14 protein-coding genes are annotated in these 21,312 nt (G+C 45.6%); 9 read left to right on the top strand and 5 right to left on the bottom strand.

Going from position 1 to position 21,312, the window contains the following annotated elements; genetic code table 11:
* Positions 1–238: 238 nt before the first annotated feature.
* A complete protein-coding gene (gene psbC, locus QUA83_RS19425) occupies positions 239–1,618 on the top strand; it encodes a photosystem II reaction center protein CP43 (RefSeq protein ID WP_333295201.1) in 1,380 nt (459 codons plus the stop codon).
* 568 nt (positions 1,619–2,186) lie between these two features.
* Complete coding sequence (locus tag QUA83_RS19420) at positions 2,187–6,044, top strand: GAF domain-containing protein (RefSeq protein WP_333295200.1); 3,858 nt, start codon at positions 2,187–2,189, stop codon at positions 6,042–6,044.
* 258 nt (positions 6,045–6,302) lie between these two features.
* Here QUA83_RS19420 and QUA83_RS19415 read toward each other — a convergent pair whose 3' ends face one another.
* The 3 genes from QUA83_RS19415 to QUA83_RS19405 form a co-directional block, all read right to left on the bottom strand.
* Complete coding sequence (locus QUA83_RS19415) at positions 6,303–12,335, bottom strand: PAS domain S-box protein (RefSeq protein WP_445301791.1); 6,033 nt, start codon at positions 12,333–12,335, stop codon at positions 6,303–6,305.
* Between the two features lie 126 nt (positions 12,336–12,461).
* Complete coding sequence (locus QUA83_RS19410) at positions 12,462–12,872, bottom strand: hemerythrin family protein (RefSeq protein WP_333295196.1); 411 nt, start codon at positions 12,870–12,872, stop codon at positions 12,462–12,464.
* Positions 12,873–12,890: 18 nt separating this feature from the next.
* Complete coding sequence (locus QUA83_RS19405; RefSeq protein WP_333295194.1) at positions 12,891–13,904, bottom strand: PleD family two-component system response regulator; 1,014 nt, start codon at positions 13,902–13,904, stop codon at positions 12,891–12,893.
* A gap of 350 nt (positions 13,905–14,254) precedes the next feature.
* Between QUA83_RS19405 and QUA83_RS19400 the strand changes: the two genes are divergently transcribed.
* The 5 genes from QUA83_RS19400 (at position 14,255) to folP (ending at position 17,427) form a co-directional block, all read left to right on the top strand.
* On the top strand, positions 14,255–14,644 hold the full coding sequence (locus QUA83_RS19400; protein WP_333295193.1) for a hypothetical protein: 390 nt from the start codon (positions 14,255–14,257) through the stop codon (positions 14,642–14,644).
* Between the two features lie 100 nt (positions 14,645–14,744).
* Positions 14,745–14,930 carry a PCP reductase family protein gene (locus tag QUA83_RS19395; protein ID WP_006633749.1) on the top strand — a complete coding sequence of 62 codons (186 nt, stop codon included), beginning with the start codon at positions 14,745–14,747 and terminating at the stop codon, positions 14,928–14,930.
* A 75-nt stretch (positions 14,931–15,005) separates the two neighbouring features.
* Positions 15,006–15,731 carry a triose-phosphate isomerase gene (tpiA, locus tag QUA83_RS19390; RefSeq protein ID WP_333295203.1) on the top strand — a complete coding sequence of 242 codons (726 nt, stop codon included), beginning with the start codon at positions 15,006–15,008 and terminating at the stop codon, positions 15,729–15,731.
* 129 nt (positions 15,732–15,860) lie between these two features.
* The gene (locus QUA83_RS19385) at positions 15,861–16,421 is read left to right on the top strand and encodes a Uma2 family endonuclease (protein WP_333295191.1); all 561 of its coding nucleotides are present in this window, start codon (positions 15,861–15,863) and stop codon (positions 16,419–16,421) included.
* Positions 16,422–16,557: 136 nt separating this feature from the next.
* Entirely contained in the window at positions 16,558–17,427 is an 870-nt protein-coding gene (folP, locus tag QUA83_RS19380) for a dihydropteroate synthase (RefSeq protein ID WP_333295190.1), read from the top strand.
* Here folP and QUA83_RS19375 read toward each other — a convergent pair.
* The gene (locus tag QUA83_RS19375; RefSeq protein WP_333166032.1) at positions 17,418–18,254 is read right to left on the bottom strand and encodes a stomatin-like protein; all 837 of its coding nucleotides are present in this window, start codon (positions 18,252–18,254) and stop codon (positions 17,418–17,420) included. The two genes, folP and QUA83_RS19375, sit on opposite strands and share 10 nt — an antisense overlap.
* A gap of 191 nt (positions 18,255–18,445) precedes the next feature.
* On the opposite strand from QUA83_RS19375, the gene QUA83_RS19370 reads away from it, so the two are divergent.
* Positions 18,446–19,216 carry a tetratricopeptide repeat protein gene (locus tag QUA83_RS19370; protein ID WP_333295189.1) on the top strand — a complete coding sequence of 257 codons (771 nt, stop codon included), beginning with the start codon at positions 18,446–18,448 and terminating at the stop codon, positions 19,214–19,216.
* A 200-nt stretch (positions 19,217–19,416) separates the two neighbouring features.
* Here QUA83_RS19370 and aroB read toward each other — a convergent pair whose 3' ends face one another.
* Complete coding sequence (gene aroB, locus QUA83_RS19365; RefSeq protein ID WP_333295187.1) at positions 19,417–20,511, bottom strand: 3-dehydroquinate synthase; 1,095 nt, start codon at positions 20,509–20,511, stop codon at positions 19,417–19,419.
* Positions 20,512–20,588: 77 nt separating this feature from the next.
* On the opposite strand from aroB, the gene petL reads away from it, so the two are divergent.
* Positions 20,589–20,690, top strand: a complete 102-nt coding sequence (petL, locus tag QUA83_RS19360; protein WP_333139216.1) for a cytochrome b6-f complex subunit PetL — start codon at positions 20,589–20,591, stop codon at positions 20,688–20,690.
* Positions 20,691–21,312: the final 622 nt, after the last annotated feature.

Below are 21,312 nucleotides of genomic sequence, written 5' to 3'. Positions count from 1 at the left end.
CGTGCTTGGATGGCTCCGACAGACCAACCCCACGAAAACTTCATCTTCCCTGAAGAAGTTCTGCCTCGCGGTAACGCACTTTAAAAAAATCAGGATTTGGATTTCCGATTAATTTAGTTTTTAACTTAATCTGAAATCCAAATCCCTACTCCCTGGCGCAGGCGCGGTGATACCGTGCCCTACTAGGGAACAAAAAAACCCAAAATCCAAAATCTAAAATCGTTGGAGGTTCTACCGGGTGGTAACGCTCTCTAATTCCTACGCAAGCGGTCGCGACCAAGAATCCTCCGGGTTCGCTTGGTGGTCTGGCAACGCTCGTTTGATCAATCTCTCCGGCAAACTGCTGGGCGCCCACGTCGCTCACGCTGGCTTGATCGTGTTCTGGGCCGGTGCAATGACTTTGTTTGAAGTCGCTCACTTTATCCCAGAAAAGCCCATGTACGAACAGGGCTTAATCTTGATGCCCCACATCGCTACTTTGGGTTGGGGCGTAGGCCCCGGCGGTGAAGTTACTGATATCTTCCCGTTCTTCGTAGTCGGCGTTCTTCACTTGATTTCATCTGCAGTTCTCGGCTTGGGCGGCATTTATCACGCGATTCGCGGCCCGGAAGTTCTCGAAGAATACTCTTCTTTCTTCGGATACGACTGGAAAGATAAGAACCAGATGACCAACATCATCGGCTATCACCTGATTTTATTGGGTGGCGGCTGCTTGCTGCTGGTGGCTAAGGCCATGTTCTTCGGCGGTGTCTACGACACTTGGGCTCCGGGCGGCGGCGACGTGCGTATTATCACGAACCCCACTCTCAACCCGGCCGTGATTTTTGGCTATTTGACTCGCTCTCCTTTTGGTGGCGAAGGCTGGATTGTCAGCGTCAACAACATGGAAGACATCATCGGCGGTCACATCTGGCTGGGCCTGATTTGTATCGCTGGCGGTGTGTGGCACATTTTGACCAAGCCTTTCGGCTGGGCTCGCCGCGCCTTAATCTGGTCTGGCGAAGCTTACCTGTCTTACAGCTTGGGCGCTTTGTCCATGATGGGCTTTATCGCTGCCTGTTTTGTCTGGTTCAACAACACTGCTTACCCCAGCGAATTCTACGGCCCGACGGGCCCGGAAGCTTCTCAAGCGCAAGCTTTGACCTTCCTGATCCGCGACCAACGCTTGGGTGCTAACGTCGGTTCTGCACAAGGCCCCACCGGTCTGGGTAAATACCTGATGCGCTCTCCTACTGGCGAAATCATTTTCGGCGGTGAAACGATGCGTTTCTGGGATTTCCAAGGCCCTTGGTTGGAACCCTTGCGCGGTACTAACGGTTTGGACTTGAACAAAATCAAGAATGACATTCAGCCTTGGCAAGCTCGCCGCGCGGCTGAGTACATGACTCACGCTCCTTTGGGTTCTTTGAACTCTGTGGGCGGTGTGGCGACTGAAGTTAACTCGTTTAACTTCACTTCTCCTCGTTCTTGGCTGTCCTGTTTCCACTTTGTGATGGGTTTCTTCTTCTTGGTCGGCCACTTGTGGCACGCTGGTCGCGCTCGCGCGGCTGTCGCTGGCTTTGAGAAGGGTATCGATCGCGAAAATGAAGCGGTACTTTCTATGCCAGACTTAGACTAATCGATCGAATTTATTTCTGATTTGATTGTCTAGTTGAAAAAGGCTCCTGCTTAACGGCAGGAGCTTTTTTTTGACCTAATAATATCTGAAAAAGCTACGGATTGTCGATCGACTGTTCTCCGAACCCCCTAGCAGCAGATACAATCCTAGACCTAGAAACCAGGTTTCTGAGTTAACCTGTTGAATTCAATCCTGTTTCTTTCCGTCAGCTCTTTCCTCAGCGAGCTTTTGCATCCAGGACTGAGATATTTCGGTGCCACCTTCATCGGTGGCGGTGAATGACTCTACAAGTCTTGAAACTTGACAATTTTAATCCGTTGGGGTAAAGAGCTTGCAAGGCCGGCTCGACAAAGTTTATATTTAAAGTACCAAAGTTTTAATCCCACACAATGGAAAGTTGCACTGAAAAGTTGCAATTTTAAGGCAGATCGCTACAGGTGCAAAACTAATCCACGATCGCCATCAGGATATTTATATTTTATTAAATGGCTGTGCTTGCCGATTTTTTTAACAGGCACAAAACTTTTGGGCCGCTTACTGTTATTGCTAGGAAAGCAAAAGATTAATAATGGACTCATTAAAGATCGAAAATCTCAAGGTGAGGTTCGATCGAGCAAATTTGCTCGAACGCATCGCCAACCGCATTCGCCGCTCTCTAGAACTACCCGAAATTCTGAGCGCAACAGCAGCAGAAGTTCAATCCTTCTTGGGAACAGACAGAGTAAAAATCTACAAATTTCATAGCGACGGTAGCGGTGAAGTGATTGCCGAATCAATTAACGGCAACCGCTTGCCATCCCTATTGGGTCTGCATTTTCCAGCAGACGATATTCCCCCTCACGCCCGCGAAATGTTCGCGCAACTACAGGTGCGATCGATCGTCGATATAGATTCCGGCCAGCTAGGCCAAAGTCCTCGCCGCGAGGCGGTTTCCGGCCAACTGCTGCCCGACGAAATGCCCTTTCGTGCCGTTGATCCCTGCCACGCTGAATACTTGACTGCACTGGGCGTCAAGGCTTGCTTGGTAGTACCAATTTTTCACGGCGAAGAATTCTGGGGGTTGTTGGTATCTCACCACTCCGAGTCCCGGAGTGTGGCAGAAAACGAACTCCAAGGCGTTCAGATGGTGGCAGATCAGCTCGGCGTCGCCATAGCCCAATCAACCCTCCTCGCCCAAGCGAGGGCGAAAGCTCAACAGGAAGCTGCCGTCAACCGCGTCGCCACAGCCCTTAACTCCCAGCCGGCGATTGAACTCCAAACAGCTTTGGCAGAATCGGTAGCAGCACTAGACGCCGCTGGCGGCAGGCTGTGCATTTTCGCCACGCCATTCATTTCCGACAGCAGCAAGGTTACGAATCTAGTTCCCTATTCGGATAACTCGAATCGGGAACTCACACTCTACACTTGTGGCTTAGGGCCGAAGATGGGAATTTCCGCAAAATACCCGCAGGTTGAGCAATACAGCGTCTGGCACGAATATTTTAAATCCGGCGAGCAACAGGTTTGGGCAATTCCCGACTTGTACCAAATTAGCAGTTTGAGAAGCCTGCAACCTGCATTTCGATCGACCAAAATTCGCAGCATTTTAATCGTACCGCTCAGAACCCGCCAGCACATATTCGGTTACTTGACCATTTTTCGAGAAGAATTTGACACCGAAACTCTCTGGGCTAGACAGTTTGATAACGACGGGCGGCTCGCCCAATCTCGGATATCTTTTGAAGCGTGGAAAGAGTCAAAAACTGCCCAAATTCGCGACTGGAAGGCTGAAGAAATTGAATTGATGCAAATTTTTGGCATCCAATTTTCTAATGCTATTAACCACTACCAACTCGATCAACAAATAGATGAACTTAACACAAAGTTAGAAAATCAAGTTCAAAAGCGTACCGCTCAACTACAGCAGTTGACCCAACAGCAGCGAGTGCTATTTGAGGTGGTGGCAAAAATGCGGAAATCCCTCGACTTGAACACAATTTTTAGCACGATGTCCCAGGAAGTGCGGCGCGCTTTAAATGCCGATCGAGTTGCGGTTTACCGCTTCGATCCCGCATCAGAATTTAACGACGGCGAATTCGTGTCCGAAGATGTTTTGCCAGATTTTGTGTCAGCAATGGCAGTCAAAGTGCACGATCGCTGCTTTGGAGAAAACTACGCCAATCTCTACTCTCAGGGGCGAGTTCACGCCATGTCCGACATCAGACAGGCTGGACTGCAAGATTGCTTTCAAAAAGTCTTAGAGCAATTTCAGGTCAAAGCTACTTTAGTTGCACCGATTATCAAAGGCAACGACCTTTGGGGGTTGCTGTGCGTACACCAATGTTCGGCTCCCCGCAACTGGGAATCTTCCGAAATTAAGTTTGCCACCCAAATTTCCGCTCAGCTAAGCATCGCTTTAGAACAAGCAGATTTGCTAGCTCAAACTCAGCAGCAAGCAGTTGAGTTGCACCGGGCAGCAGAGCAGGAGCGAATACTGTTTGAGGTAGTTGCTAAGATTCGACAATCTCTCGATTTAGATACAGTTTTTCGTACTACAACGACAGAATTGCGGCGGATTTTAAAAGCCGATAGAGTTGGCATTTATCGCTTTGATCCTAGTTTAAACTTTAAGGAAGGCGAATTTATTACCGAAGATGTTTTGCCGGGTTTTTCTTCGGCCATGAATGTAAAAGTTCGCGATCATTTCTTTAGCGAAAACTATGCCAAAAAATATAGTCAGGGACAAATTCAAGTGCTATCAGATGTCGAAAATGCTGGAATTTCAGACTGCCATGTTGCTCTTTTAGCTCAATTTCAAATTAGAGCTCAGGTGATTATGCCGCTGATGAATGGCAGCGAACTTTGGGGTTTGCTGTGCGTGCACCAGTGCAGCGGTTTGCGCCATTGGAACACTTCGGAAATTCAGTTTGCTACGCAAGTTGGAATTCAGTTGAGTGTAGGATTAGAACAAGCAGATTTGCTTGCTAAAACGCGGCAGCAAACGATCGATTTGCAGTCGGCCGCCGAGCAACAGCGCATACTGTTTGAAGTGGTGGCTAAGATTCGAGAATCTCTCGATCTCAACGCGATTTTTAAGACTGCAACCCAAGAAGTTTGTCAGTTTATGCAAGTTGATAGAATTGCTGTCTATCAATTTAATCCTGATTGGAGTGGCTATTATGTGGCCGAGTTTGTGAAAGATGGCTGGATAAAATTGGTAGGGGAAGGTATCAGTACAGTTTGGCAAGATACTTATTTGCAGGAAAACCGAGGCGGTAGATATGCCAATAATGAAACTCTAGCCGTAGATGATATCTATCAAGTTAGCCACTCGGAGTGTGTTGTCGGTATTTTAGAGAAATTTCAGGTGAAGGCTTATGCGATCGCGCCGATTTTTGTAGGACAAGAACTTTGGGGTTTGCTGACAGCGTATCAACATTCTGAGCCGCGCTGTTGGGAAAGTGCAGAAGTTAACTTTTTAGCTCAGATTGCTAATCAATTAGGCGTTGCTATCCAACAAGCCGATTTGCTGGCTCAAACCCGACGCCAAGCAGAACAAATCGCTCAAAGTTTAAAGGATTTGCAGCACACTCAAGCTCAATTGATTCAAACTGAAAAAATGTCTGGTTTGGGGCAACTGGTAGCCGGGATTGCTCACGAAATTAACAATCCGGTTAATTTTATTTACGGCAATCTTAATCACGCTAGTGAATATACTGCTAGCTTACTGAGCTTGCTGGAACTTTACCAGCAGCAATATCCGGCTTATAGTCCTGAAATAGACAAATTGAGTGAAGATATTGACTTGGAATTTCTGCTAGAAGATTTGCCCAAATTGCTATCGTCAATGAAGGTGGGAGCCGATCGCATCCGTCAAATAGTTCTGTCTTTAAGGAATTTTTCTCGTCTTGACGAAAGTCAAATGAAGGCGGTTGATATTCACGAGGGCATTGACAGCACGCTGTTAATTTTACAGCACAGGCTGAAATCTAATGCAGACAGTGCAAACATTGTGCTAGTGAAAGAATACGGCATTTTGCCTAGAGTTGAGTGTTATGCGGGACAGTTGAATCAGGTATTTATGAATGTCATTGGAAATGCGATCGATGCTTTGGAATCGCACAAGTTTCTCGCTGGTCAATCTGTAGTTCCTCAAATTAAAATCTCTACTGCTGTCGGTCAACTTAATGGTACTATTCCTAGCGCGCTGATTCGGATTTCTGATAACGGTACGGGAATTTCGGAATCTATGAGAAAACGCATCTTTGACCCTTTTTTCACGACTAAGGCAGTGGGAAAAGGTACTGGATTGGGACTGTCAATTAGTTACCAAATTGTGGTAGAGAAACACGGCGGTGTTTTAAAATGCAATTCGGAAGTGGGGAAAGGTACTGAGTTTGTGATCGAGATTCCGCTTCGACAGCAGCCAGCAGTCATTACTCATTAGTCATTATGGTAAAATCCAGCCAACAGTCAATAGTCAACAATCACGGACGCTGCAACCTGAATTGATCTAATTCATCTGCGTTAATCTGTGTTTATCTGCCCTCATCTGCGGTAAAAAAAAGATAATTTCTGAACCGCAGATGACAAGGGATTAACGCAGATTCACGCAGATGCAGATGCGATCGCATAGCCATTTGGTGGCATCGCGGGGGACAGTTGGCTAAGTCCTGATGCAAAAAGATGCCTATTGAATTGACTTTCAGGGATTAGTTTCGCTCTTTTGTAGTTCTTGTTGGAGAGTATTCTTGACACGATCGTACTCACCCTCGATTTGAGCCAATAGGGTTGAGGCTTGATCTAGTTCACCAGAGGTACTGATGACTTCTAACCTGCTGCAAAGCTGGGCCAGAGGAGCCGCGCTTAGATTCGCACTACTGCCTTTGAGGGTATGAGCCACTCGCTTTAGGGTTGGAGTATCCGCTTGGGCGATCGCTAATTTCATAGCTTCTAGCAACTTTAGAGATTCCTCAAAGTAGCAGTTGGCTAGCAAGCTCAAAATCTGGGTTGAATCTTGATCGATGCTGCTACAGAAGGCTTGCAGTTCAGTGAGGTTAACCGCTGGCACATCAATTTCTGGCTTGTTGCTATCTGATTCCTCCTTTTGGGCCTGCTGCGGTTCCGGGTTGGGTGGACACTGACTCAGGGCTTGGATGAGAGCATCTACTCGAATTGGTTTACTGATATAGTCATTCATGCCAGCATCAAGACAAACTTGGCGATCGCCCTGCATGGCATTCGCCGTCATGGCAATAATCCTGGGACGAGTATGAGCCGGCCACTCTTGGCAAATACGACGGCTGGCTTCTAGTCCATCCATCTCTGGCATTTGTACATCCATCAGCACCACATCATAAGGCTGGCGATTCAGGGCTTCCAAAACTTCTAATCCATTGGCCGCAATATCTGCCCGGTATCCCAAACGTTCTAACAGCAGCAGTGCCACCTTCTGATTCACCAGATGATCTTCTGCTAAAAGAATTCGCAGTGGGAGTCTCTGGGCCAGCTTCATATCATCCTGGACTGATCTAGGGAGGTGTTGTTGAACTTTTTTCGGTTGAGCTTGTAGCACATGGATCAGTATTTGATAGAGCTGGGATTGTTTGATGGGTTTGCTTAAAAAAGCCGCAAAGTGGGTGGAGAGCGTTGAATAACTTGCATCTGGGTAGCCCATTGAAGTCAGCAACACTAGAGGTAAACGGTGGCACTTAGGATGCTGGTGGATGGCTGAGGCGAGTGTGAGGCCGTCCATCTCTGGCATTTGCATATCTAAAATAGCGATATCAAAGGTTTCTCCACTCTCAAGCCAGTTGAGCGCTTCCACAGCCGATTGGGCAGCCAGACTCTGCATCCCCCAAGTCTCTGCTTGCAACGTCAGAATTTGTCGGTTAGTGGGCTGGTCATCCACGATTAATAAACGCTTGCCAGATAGTTCTGGTACCATTTCCATCGGTTCCGCTAACTCACTAGCCACAGAGGATGCAACAATCGTGAAGTAGAAGGTAGAACCCATTGTGACTTGATTAAGCTTAGCGGCTTGCCATTTTGGTGAAGGGGTTCCTCCGACGTGGCCTCGGCTTTCAACCCAGATCGTGCCGTTCATCGTTTCAGTAAGTCGCTTACTTATCGCCAAACCTAAACCAGTCCCTCCATACTGCCGAGTCGTCGAAGCATCTACTTGACTAAAAGACTTGAACAGTCGATCGAGCCGGTTGGCTGGAATACCAATGCCTGTGTCTTGAATGGCAAACTGGATTTCATACAAGCTTTCTAACAAGTTCCCTGCCTCAGAAATTGTTTTGTCAGAATCAACTAAAGAGGCTTCTACGGAAATGGTAACTTCCCCAGTTTCAGTAAACTTAATCGCATTGTTGAGCAAGTTAACTAGAATCTGACGGAGACGGGTGACATCACCCAAAATCAACTTAGGAATCTGAGGCTGGATGAGGTAGCCCAACTCAATATCCTTCTCATCTGCTTTAACTGCAAGTTGGTCGATCGCATTTTCTATGCAATCTCTCAAGCTCAAGGGATGGTTTTCTAACTCCAGCTTGCCCGACTCAATTTTGGAGAAGTCCAGGATGTCGTTGATGATGCTCAGCAGGGTATCCCCACTATTGCGAATCGTCTCGATAAAGTCTCGCTGTTGAGCCTTGAGTTCTGTATCCAGCAGCAGTCCCGTCATGCCAATAACCGCATTCATGGGAGTGCGAATTTCATGGCTCATCATCGCCAGAAACTCACTTTTGGCTCGGTTCGCAGCTTCTGCTTCCCGTCTAGTTTGCTCCAGGGCACAGTTTTTCAGAGTTAATTCTTCTCGTTGTCGAGTTTCTTGCTCTAGTAACTTGGCTTGAGCTAGGGCAATTCCTACTTGAGCCGCGACTGATTCTAGTAACTCCACTTGATCGGTAGTCCAATGACGGTAACGATCGCACTGGTGCAAACAAATAGCACCATTCGGTTCTCCTTGGTAAGAAGTTCGCACTGCTAATGTCGATCTCAAATTGAGACTGGTACAAATTGAATGAGCACAGGTGAGGAATGAATCGCAGTAGACATCCGGGGAGGCAATGGCTTCATCTTGAGCCATCAACCGTTTTGTATAAGCACGACTGGCCGACAAAATATCATGCTCCCCGCTGGGCGCTGACCCCAGTGCTAGATACTCTGCAACGATAGGAAACTGAGGCAGTGGATTGTCCTGGTATGTGCTAATTAAGCAGCGACTGACCCCAAGAGCTTGCCCAATCTGAATAGCAGCCGTTGCAAATATCTGCTGAGCATTGAGGCTTTGACGAATTTCTTCGGTAATTTGCTTCAGCAGTAGGGCTTTTTGCAACTGTCGTTGTAGTGCTTCTTCTGCCTCCTTGCGATCGCTAATATCCTTCATGAAGCAGTGATGCCCGACAAACACATTTTGCTCGTCATAAGTAGAGACCATCACCACTTGTTTATAAAAGCTAGAGCCATTTTTTCGCATTCCCCTAGCTTCCGCTTCGACTCTGCCGTCTCTCAACATTTGCTCATAAGCAGCCGCCATCTTCTCAACATCTTCAGGATGAACGGTTGTTTGCCACTCCATCCCTAGCATTTCCTCGGGCTGATATCCACAGATGGCAGCATAAGTAACATTGACAGAGATATAGCATCCTTGAGGGTCCAGCCGAGAAATTCCTGCCACGGCATTTTCTAGCGCCGCACTCATTTGTTGCAGTTCCGCTTCGGCTCGTTTGCGATCGCTAATTTCAATTAGAATGCAACCCACCGCTATAGGCTGTTCTGCATCCTTGAAAATGGGAAAGTGAGAAACGAGCCAGTAGCGCTGGGCACCAGTTTGACTGGTTACTTCTGTGCTCATTTCCAAGCTAATCGAAGCTTGTCCAGTCGTTAAAACCTTTTGTAAAAGTGCATTTACACCCGGAGCAAATTCCCCCAAAATCTCATCGGTTGTCTTACCTAAGTGAGCCTCTACAGAGTGGCCATTAATTTCAGCTAGTGCCTCATTGATTTGTAAAAATCGAAACTGCCGATCGTGGATACACAGCCCCACCCCTGCTAGGGAAGCTCCTTTAAAGAAAGCATTCAATAATTGCTCTCTGGCTTGAATTTCCTGCTCTAACTTTTTGCGCTCGGTAATATCGCTGTGAGAACCAGTCATACGGACAACTGTGCCCGCTTCATCCGAAAGTGCCTGCCCTCGAGCCAGAATCCACTTGTAGCTCCCATCCTTACAAAGAACTCGATGTTCTGTAATATAAAAGGGAGTTTTGCCCTCCAAGTGATCTTGAATTACTTGCATCACCCAACCGAGATCATCGGAATGCACCCGCTTGCTCCATTCATCCAGGTGATTAGGGATTTCATGGTCTTCGTAGCCCAACATTTCTTTCCAGCGAGCCGAGAAAAATACTTCATTGGTGTTGACGTTCCAATCCCATACCCCATCATTACTACCACGTAGGGCGAGTTCCCACCGCTCTTCACTTGCTTGCAGAGCGACTTCTGCCTGATGCCGTTCAATTTCACTACCAATCCACTGAGCCATCAGCTTCAGTAATTCCACATGGGCAGATTTAAAGCTGTCTGCACGGGGAGATTTACTAGAAAAGCTGAGGGTACTGTAGACTTTGCCTGCAACTAACACTCGTGTTCCAATATAAGCTTCCATGCCAAGGGCAAGATAGGCAGGATGGTAACGCCATTTGGAGGTGCCTATATGTTCGATGGTTAGGGGTTCATTTGTGTCTAAAGCTTCACAGCACAAAGTTTCCTGAATATCAAAGACATCACCTGGTTTCAGGACTCGATCGGGCGATCGCGCAACCATCACCTCATAAGTATTATCTTGCACACGAGCCAAGATGCCACTTTCAAGCCCAAAATTCTGACATCCCATGTCAATCAACGCTTGGATGCGCTGCTCAAAATTGAGATTTTGGGTAGCAGTGACTTCATATAAAGCTCGTATCGCCGCCTCTCTTGTTATTAGTTCAGTTTCGGCTTGTTTACGTCTCTTAATTTCAGCTTTCAGAGATCGATTGATTATGGATAATTTTTGCGTTCGCTCTTGAACCCGCTGTTCTAATGTAGCGTTGGCGTGTTTAATCTCTCTAAATTTTTGATAAAGCGCGATCGCCATCAATTGAAAATTGCGCGCCAGCTCATTGATTTCAGTAACAGAGCTATGTTTCCATTCAAATGTTTCTTCTGAAAGCTTGTTGGGTAAGTCAGTAGTCGCACGAGCTAAATAGGATAATGGCTTGACCAGTCGTTCGCTAACCAGCGTTGCAAACAAAAATGCCAACATTGTGATGACGAGTAGAATACTCAAGTCAGCCTTGTAGCGATTTTGTAAATTTTTTACATAGGGAGCGGCTGGAATTTCTAAGCGTAATCTCCAGTCCAGATCGGAGCTAATTGTAAATTCCTCTATATACAGAGAGTTTTTCCAACGGATCATCGGATTGTTGCCATTGGTAGGAAGCCACTGCTGCAAGGTTCCCTCTAAGGTGCGAGTGCTGCCTTCCTTTGACTCCTCAAGACTGGTCAAAAGCTTTTTGTCGGATTGATTACTAGCAATGACTCGGTTGTTTTCATCGAGCATTGTAATGCGTAGTTGCTGATTGTTTTTCTGAAAAATGTATAGAGCTTTGATCTTGCTCAATCCTAATGAACCGTGGATCAGTCCAAGAAAACGACCTTGAACTTGCAGGGGGACATTCAATCCTACATGAGGTTCGTCTATTAATAAATCTTTGTGGATAGAAGTCGTCCAAGGTCTGGATCGCTCTTGAGCCAGGGTAATGAGAGATTTATGTTCCCTGCTTTGTTCGATCAACCGCCAACGGGTTTGATTAAAAGGAGAAGAAGTCGCTAAAATTTTCCCCGATGAATCGGCAGCATAAATTTGGTCAAAATCGGGCAACAACTGCTCGATCAGGCTAATTTGTTTTTGTAGCTGCTCGGATGATTGAATCGCTGTATTAGCAGCAGTGGTGGCTTCAGGTAGGAGCGATTCTTCAGCTAATGTATTCAAAGCTAAGAGATGTCGCTGATGCCATCTAGATATTGCCCTAGTGATAGTTTTGGCGTTTGTTTGTAACTCCGTTTGCACCGTCTTTTGGATTTGACCAACAAAGTATCTACCATCAAAAACTAATAGGACAAGTCCTGGAAAAAAGACAAAAGCAACCAACAAATGAAAAATAGTTTGTTGTAAAGAGAGGGCGAGATGTTTTGAGTGAGTAACCCACCGATAAATCGGCGCATACGAAATGATTAAGCTGGCAACTAAGGCATTAAAAATGCCGTTGGCTGCTTGTTTGCACATAACGAGGATAGCCTGATTGGCATCCATGTGCATGATTTGACCGTAGAAAAGCCAAACGAGGGGCATTCCAATTAAGAACCAGTAAATCCCATCGAATAACAGGATATTTGGCTGTTTGCGCTTCTTGCAAAGAAACCCTACAAACAGAGCCTCAATTACCAGAATAATCGTGGCGTATGGATGATGCCAAAGGATATAAGTATAGCTGCCTGCAATTAGACCAGCCAAGCCTCCCCAGCCCCAGCCGAAGTAGTAAGTAATAATCAGTATGGGAATACTGCCAAAGAGGAAATCAACCCCAAAGAAAAGAGACAAACTGAAATAGTTGCCCAGAAAACCCGCACCAGTGAGAAAGGCGATCGCACCAAACCATCTTTTATCACGCACTGAGCTAGACCCTCCCATAAAATTCTAGAATTGCTACTTGCTGAATATGAACTGATTGTGATAAAAAAGCGTCGTAGAGGCACTTTTGTTATCTCCCTGACAGTTTCCATGAAGGTCGCAGAACCGATTATTTAGGCTTTAAGACTAAAATCTAGGCTTAGTCATGCAGGAATTGAGTTCTAGATCAACTTTTTTAATATGGTTCACGAACCAATCTAGCAATTGCTCATTAACCTTAAGGGCTAACGAAAGACTCGCTCCTTTGGTTTGTAGCTCTTGTTTAACTTCACTCAGTGTTTTAATAAATTTGGTATGCGCCGCTGCATTGTTAGATGCAACTGGGCATTTGTATCTTTGCATACAATTTTCTTCAAAGCCGAAGTGTTGTGCTACATACAAGTCTAAAAAATATACAATATTTTTTATTTCTTCCTTTCCACGGTTTGCCAACATGGCATCCACTAAGGTATTGAGTTGATCAATTAATTGTTTATGCTGGCGGTCAATTTCTGGAATACCAATACTTAACGAATCATTCCAAATGACGAGAGGCATAGTTTTTACCCTTATGATTTAACGGGTGAATTCATTAACTGTATGAATCGTGGTACAAAAAGTATTACGACCTTTGTCTTTGGCGTGATAAAGTGCTGCATCGGCAGCAGTAATTAAAGTTTCTGGCCGGTTCTCTTGGGTAGGAATCACACTGGTAATACCGAAGCTGAGCGTAATGCAATGATACGGAGAACTCTTATGGACTATTGCTAAAGCTTGGATGCGAGCCTGCATTTGCTTAACGATTTGGACGGCTCCCTCAAGCTCGGTGTCGGATAAAATAACTACAAATTCTTCACCTCCATAACGTGCTACTAAATCTCCAGCTCGATTAATACTGCAATTGAGAGCTGCCGCAACTTGCTTTAAACATAGATCCCCTGCTTGGTGTCCATAAGTATCGTTGTAAGGCTTGAACAAATCGATATCACACAAAATCAGTGACAAAGGAGTTTGCTGCCTCGTCATGCGTCGCCACTCCTCCTCTAGCTGTTGGTCAAACTGACGGCGATTGGCAATCTGAGTCAAACCGTCAATTGATGCGAGGTATTTTAATTGTCGATTGGCGGCTTCTAGCTGTTTGTAAAGTAGGGTTTGTTGTTGTTGCAAGTGGAATTGCTGAATCAACCGTCGCACTCTCTGTCCCAGAACAGCCCAGTGAATCGGCTTAGTGATATAGTCAGCGGCTCCCGCTGCAAACGCTCGATCGACTGATTCTTTGTCTTCTAAGCTAGTAATCATCAAAATAGGTGGGCGATCGCTCTGAGGCACTTCAGATAATTTTTGACAACAAGCAAAACCATCCATAGTAGGCATCACTGCATCTAGCAGGATCAGGTCTGGATGTACTTCCTCATAAGCTGCTAGCCCTGTCAACCCATCAGTAGCTTCGGCCACTCGGTATTTTTCCTTCTGTAAATACAGTCGCAGTTGCAAACGCATCAAGGCATCGTCATCCACAATCAGAATTAGAGAGGACGGTTCCGTAGATGGATTAGTCGAAATGGGTGACTCTTCTAATGATTGATACATACGTCATGGTGTATCTCAAGCTTTGGAAACATTCTAGCCTAGCATATTTTGAGCTTGGGATGAAAAGTGAAAAATTGACCAATATGTCATAAATTATACACCAGCTAAGCGGCCGCAACAACATTTTAGGCAGCGTAGGGTTTGTTAAACCAACAGCCACAGTCTACTTAAAATTTATCGCTTTTTTTGGGGATATAAAGTCTGTTAAATCAAGCTACAGAAAAGGCTAAGGCTTCATTAGAAGATAGCCTTAACAAGGCGGGAAATATGAGCGATGGCGATTCCAATGCCCTTCAAAGTGCTATCAATGCTACCGTCAAAGATTGGATTGATTTTAATCATGTAATTTTTTGCTTTGTGAGTCATCCGCTGATCTGGTTATCAATGGTACTGCTATTTATATTCATTATATTGGGTATTTTCAGGCTTTAAGTAGCTTTTTTGCAGAAGGATGGTTATTTATTCTGCAAAGCTCTGGAAAATTTATGCAAGGGGTTTTGAGTGTCGGCTCTAAATCTGTAAGTAATTTAGGTGGAGTGGCTGTAAACTCATTATTTTCACAGAATGCAGAACACAAAAATAATTCAGCTTTACCATTGAAGGGAGTTGAATCAAACCGTTTGGAGTCTCAAGAACGACTTGCTAATATTTTGGCAAGGTTGGAGGCAATTCGAGAAGAGCAGAATCAGCTTTTACAAGAGGCGTCGGCGATTTTAGGCAACAAATTTAAGGCAGAGTGAGAAGGTGTGGGGCGATCGCAACTCGTGGTAAATTTAAGAAATCAAGGCTTTCCATCAAAGCCAGATCCATGAAGGCTTGTAGTCGATCGCTCAAAACGCCATGCCCGATTCCGAATTTTCCGATGATTTAAAATGGACGCCAGAAGCCAAGGCGAAGCTGAAAAATATTCCCTACTTTGTCCGGGGACAAGCTCGCGTCCGCATCGAGCAGTTGGCCCGCGAAGCCGAAACCGAAGTCGTCACCGTTGACTTAGTTGAGCAAGCTCGCATCGAGTTTGGGCAATGAAGGATCGAAAGGTACGCTAAAGCCTTAAACTATAAGTTGCCTGATTTTGATGTTCACAGAGCTACTGAGTCACCCGTGCGGAAAATAGTTATTGCTGGCAACTGGAAAATGTACAAAACTAGGACTGAATCCCTAGAGTTTCTTCAAGGATTCATGTCCTGCCTGACGGAAACCCCAGAGGAACGGGAAGTCGTGCTTTGCGTTCCCTTCACTTCCTTGGCTGTCCTCTCGAAAAATTTGCACGGCAGCCGGATCAGACTCGGTGCTCAGAACGTTCACTGGCAAGAGTCTGGAGCTTTTACTGGGGAAATTTCCGGGCCAATGCTGAGTGAACTTGGTGTCCGTTATGTCATCATCGGCCACAGCGAGCGACGCCAATATTTTGGGGAAACTGACGAAACGGTCAATTTGCGGCTAAAAGCGGCTCAGAAATACGATTTAATTCCGATTCTGTGCGTTGGGGAAACCAAGCAGCAGCGAGATGCAGGGGAAACTGAATCTCACATTTTTTCTCAGTTGGAAAAAGATTTAGTGGGTGTTGACCAAAATAAGTTGGTAATTGCTTACGAACCGATTTGGGCGATCGGCACTGGCGATACTTGCGAAACGAAGGAAGCGAACCGAGTTATTGGTTTGATTCGCAGTAAATTGACTAATCCTAGCGTGCCAATTCAGTACGGCGGATCTGTTAAACCGGAGAATATTGATGAAGTTATGGCGATGCCTGAGATTGACGGGGTTCTGGTAGGCGGTGCTAGTTTGGAAGCTGCGAGTTTTGCTCGAATTGTCAATTATCAGTAATTGCTAATGGGTAATTAGTAATTCGTAATTGTTAATTGGTAATTGGAACAAGGGCAGCGGGAATTAAACAGCGATCGCCTACAATTGTGATGTGCCGTTCAGTGTTTCTCGGATCGGGAGAATTAACCTATGACTGCGATCGTTAAACCCAAACCCGCCTTAGACGAGTTCCTCAAACTTCCTGAAACTGAACCGGCCTCAGAATTTCTTGAGGGACACATCATTCAGAAGCCGATGCCTCAAGGTGAACACAGCGTACTTCAAGGTGAACTCTGCAAGACTATCAATCAAGTAGCGAAAACTCGGAAAATTGCCAATGCTTTTCCCGAGTTACGCTGCACTTTTGGCGGCGCATCAATCGTGCCAGATGTAGCAGTATTCCGATGGGCAAGAATTCCTTTTTTGCCATCTGGTAGAATTGCTAACCGCTTTGACATTAATCCCGACTGGTCGATAGAAATTCTCTCTCCAAACCAAAGCCAAACAAAAGTCCTGAGTAACTTACTCCACTGTTCGCGAAACGGCACTGAGTTGGGGTGGTTACTAGATCCAGAAGAAGAGAGTATTTTGGCAGTATTTCCCGGACAAAAAGTAGAACTGTATAAAGGTGCAGCTCTGTTGCCAATAATTGATAAAATTGAATTAGAATTGACAGTTGATACTGTTTTTAGCTGGTTAAGTTTTGGTTGAACAGTCCTGAACGCATTAAGACTCAAAGAAACCGGGTTTTTTACAGAATCTGTGGGTGGCAACGAAATATTGTCGTAAAAAAACCCGGTTTCTGGCTACCCGTGCGTCCAGTCCGATATCAAATCCCACGATCGCCATGACAAATAACCTAGAAAAAATTATTATTAGAAATAAAGTTTTTGAGTGGGGAAAACGCACTTATTTGATGGGCGTTTTGAACGTAACCCCTGACAGTTTTAGCGACGGGGGAGATTTTAATACCATAGAATCTGCTTTAGCGCAAGCGGAAAACATGGTAAAGTCGGGGGTAGATATTATTGATATTGGCGGTCAATCTACTCGGCCTGGTGCAGCGGAAATATCATTAGGAGAGGAGATCGATCGCGTTATACCTGTAGTACAAATACTGCGACAAAAAGCCGACATTTTTGGCTCAGTGCCTATTTCGGTAGATACTACCAGAGCGCAGGTTGCGAAAGCTGCGGTTGAGGCAGGAGCTGATATTATTAACGATATTTCGGGAGCTACTTTTGATGCGGAAATGCTGTCAACGGTTGCTCAGTTAAAAGTGCCAATAATTTTGATGCACATTCGGGGAACTCCCCAGACGATGCAACAACTGACTGATTATCGGGATTTAATGGGGGAAATTGGGGAATTTTTCGAGAGTCGAATTGCGGCAGCAGTTGCGGCGGGGATTGACAAATCTCAAATAATTCTCGACCCTGGTATTGGCTTTGCTAAGAATTACAGTCAAAACTTAGAAATTCTGCGAGAGTTGCGAAAATTCCGTGTTTTAAACTGTCCGATTTTAGTCGGAGTATCGCGAAAAAGCTTCATCGGTCACATTTTGAATCAGCCAGAAGCGAAACAAAGAGTTTGGGGGACAGCGGCGGCTTGTACAGGTGCGATCGCAAATTTGGCAGATATCTTGCGAGTTCACGATGTCAGAGAAATGCACGATGTTTGTCTGGTTGCCGACGCTATCTTCAGAAATCAGTCTTGAGAAGTCTGAGTCTCGATAACTTTTATTTCCCCGCCCTCAGAATGAATCACATCGGGCATAGAACCCATCAGCTCGCCCAGAGCTTCGCTCATGCTTCTGGGGTCCATAAACAGAATTTTGGCATTGTCGCTTTCGCCCAATTTTTGTTGAGCCTCTAAGTATTTTTCGGTTACTAAGTAATTCAAAACTTGCTTACTATTCGGATGGGAGTCTAAAGCTTCAACTAAGAGCCTCATATACTCTTTCGTGCCGATCGCCTTATTGACCATTGCTTGCCACTCGCTCTTGGTGGCGCGCTCCAATTCCATAGCTTCTTGCACCCTTTTAGGAGGTGTAATGCTTTGAATTTCCACCCGAATTACTTTGACACCCCAAGTTTCGGTAGCTTCGTCCAACTTCTTGAGTAACTTTTTATTCATGTCATCTCGGGAACCCAAGATGTCTTGCATGGGCAATCGACCAATTTCAGCGCGAAACGTCGTTAAAACTAAGTTGGCGATCGCATTTTCAATTTGATCGATTCCATAATAAGCTTTCTGTAAATTGACAACCCGCCAATACACAACGGCATCGACTTCGAGAGCCACATTATCTCCCGTGATTGCTGACTGAGGTTTAATGTCTAAAACTCTTTCACGGCTTGTGTCCACGCAGACGACTTTTTCGACCAGGGGACTGATAAAGTGGAATCCTGGCTTGAGGGTGCGCTTGTATTGACCCAAACGTTCCACTAAAGCTTCGTCGCCACCGCTGACTATTTTGACGCTTGAGTTAACAGCGTAGCCGAGGATGAGCGCAAAGAGCATGGTAAGAATAGACTGCCCCATTTCTATTTTCCTGCTAAGGTTGACTGAGAATCGATCGGAATTCTACTCTAATTTAACTCAAACTCGGCCCCGCAGTGCTAAAATATCTCGACTGTTAATAACTAACTATTTCATCGGGTGGGCCCCATCGGCTCCGACTCTTACGGCGCTAGTGAAACCCAGGATATCAACAACACGTTTCCACAAAAGACATGAAAAACGATCGAGAGTTTCCCTGGTTCAAACCTTTGAGGTGGATTGCACCAAGTATTTTGGTGGGTGCAGGAATCTGGAGTGTCGCAGCGGCCCAACCGGCAAAAGCTGAGACAATCGCCCTGCAACTCTCGCAAAACTTGCAGTCGCAGAACTTGCAACCACCGCGCCGAGGCCCTGCTGTTCGGGAAGTTCTGTCCTACGAGATGAAGGGAGACGAACTCAGGATTTGCAAGCAGGAAGGCAACTCCGAGAAAAAGTGCCAAGTTGTAGGTAAAGGCTACACGATGGGTTTGAGAACTGCCAACGACCTTTACGGTCAAGGAAATGCTGTCAATGCTGAAGCTTTGTACCGGCAACTAATCGCTCGCTATCCCAAAGAAGCGGATGCTTATTACAAGTTGGGAACTATGCTGTCGGGGCAAGGTAAAATGAGCGATGCGATCGTTCTATTCCAAAAAGCAATTGAAGTAAACCCGAAGCACGCCAAAGCTCACAACGATTTAGGCGTGGCAATGGCAAGTCAGGGGCAGTTGCCCGAGGCAATTGTTCAGTGGAGACAAGCCGTTAAAATTAACGATCGATATCCCGATGCTTTAAACAATTTAGGAGTCGGTTTGTACCAACAAGGAGACAAGGAAAACCAAGCGGAAGCAGTAGCCAGTCTCAAAAAAGCTAAGGAGTTATTTATCAAGCAAGGCAGAACTCAAGCGGCTAACAGAGTAGATAAAATTTTGGAAGAAATTAATTCGCAGTCGAGCGGTTCCTAAGCGGCATTGGTTATTGGTTATTAGTTATTGGTTAAGCTGTTCTGCATTTAAAGTACACAGTCAAAATTTGATAAAGTTCTTGTGGGGTGGGCCAGAAAGCCCGCACAAAAAATGCAATTTAGATGTAGAACAGCTTATTATAACAAACAAATAACTACTAACTACTAACTACTGACTACTGACTACTGACTAATGACTTCCTAAAGCATTTCCTTCAAAACTTGTATAATCAAATCCCCATCCACTCGATCGCTCACAGCAGCCTCACCCAAGCGCACCGGCAGCACAAACCGCACCTTGCCATCCTGCACCTTCTTATCCAGTTGCAAAGTATGCAAAATTTCCTCAACATCCACACCCGTGGGCAATTTGGCAGGTAAACCCGCTTTTTCAATCAAAGCAGACTGGCGGCGATCGCACTCAGCATCCCACATTCCCAACTCCACAGCCAATCGGCTTGACGCAGCCATACCGATGGCGACTCCTTCCCCGTGATTGATCACCTTGTAATTGGTCAAACTTTCCACAGCATGACCAATGGTGTGTCCGTAATTCAAAATCGCCCGCAAACCCGATTCCTTCTCGTCTTTGCTGACCACCTCAGCCTTAGCTTGGCAAGACCTGCTCAAAATTTCAGCCAACAAATCCGCCTTCACATAGCGCATTTGATCCAAACGCTTGCAATTCTCCAACTTCCCAAAAAGTTCAGCATCCCAAATCACCCCGTACTTGATGACTTCCGCCATCGCCGAACGAAACTCCCTCGCCGGCAGAGTTTTGAGTACATCCGGGTCAATTAACACCAAACGTGGCTGGTGAAAAGCCCCGATTAAATTCTTCCCTAAAGGATGATTTACCCCCGTTTTGCCGCCAATAGAAGCATCAACCATCGCCAGCAGAGAAGTCGGAACCTGCACGACATTAATTCCCCGCAGCCAAGTCGCGGCCGCAAAACCCGTCATATCGCCAACCACCCCGCCGCCCAAAGCCACCATTGTCGAGGAACGTTCTAAGCGGTTTTCCAAAGCCGCACCGTAAATTTTCTGTACCGAATTTAAAGTTTTGTACTGTTCTCCCGGTGGTAAAATGCAGCTACCGACTTCCAGACCGGCTGATTCGAGGGCGGCGGTTGCTCTTTCGCCGTACTGCCGAAAAATCGACTGATTCGACACCAGCAGCACTTTTTTGCCCAAACTTAGATCGCCCATCAGACTGCCGAGTTCGTCTATGCCGCCCGATCGTACGCAAACATTGTAAGATTGTGGCCCCAAGTCAACTTTAATTATGGATTGCATATTTATCTAATTTAGATATTAGATTTTAGATTATAGTTCTTATAGGTCTTTTTATTGATTTTTTTGGAGAAATTGCAATGACTCTTAGCGGAATAATAACTTATTTCGGGCTTTTTGGCGGCATGATCGGCTTGGCGACAGTGCTGATGTTTGGTCTGCGGGCTGTCAAACTCATCTAATTTGCCTGCTTTGTGACTTGGAACTCAGAGATTGAAACCTCTGGTAAAAGTCTTGAGCGTGCGAAGTCTTTGCGCCCCAAAAATCTCTGATTAAACTTGGAGATTTGGCGCGCAAATGCTTCAGTCAATAGAACCTGAGAGTAAAATTAGCTTAATTAGACTCTTGGCTGACTGACAATTCCTTGACGAACGCTAATTAATCTCATCCCGAAGATACTTTTTGGCACACAGCAACAGACCAGAAAAATTTTGTAAAATGAAACGAAAGTAAGGCGGGAAGTTGTTGCGAATCAAAAGAGTAAGACTCCGATAGTCAAATCTGTTACTAAATTTACCTAAACCTATTCGTTGCAATAAGTTATAGGTGAAAACTCTCACCCTGGCATCTGAATTAATTGGAAGATCCAACTATGTTTGCCATAATAAAGCGATCGCTCAAATTAAATAACAACAAAACGACGCTACCAGGAAGTCAAAGCAGAGCAGGTACGGGGAGTAGTCGCCAGTTTATCCATCCTCAGCCGCCGTCGCGTAAGTTCTGTTTAAATATCTGCACCTACTTACACAAGGTCACAATTCTTGCAAAGCGGGCTTTTTAACAAGCGCTCTGATAATATTTGAC

It is taken from the genome of Microcoleus sp. K1-B1 (assembly GCF_036704705.1).
In the GTDB taxonomy this organism is placed as follows: Bacteria; Cyanobacteriota; Cyanobacteriia; order Cyanobacteriales; family Microcoleaceae; genus Microcoleus.
The sequence above is the reverse complement of the archived record's forward strand: the minus strand, read 5'-3'. Positions and strand labels throughout refer to the sequence as shown.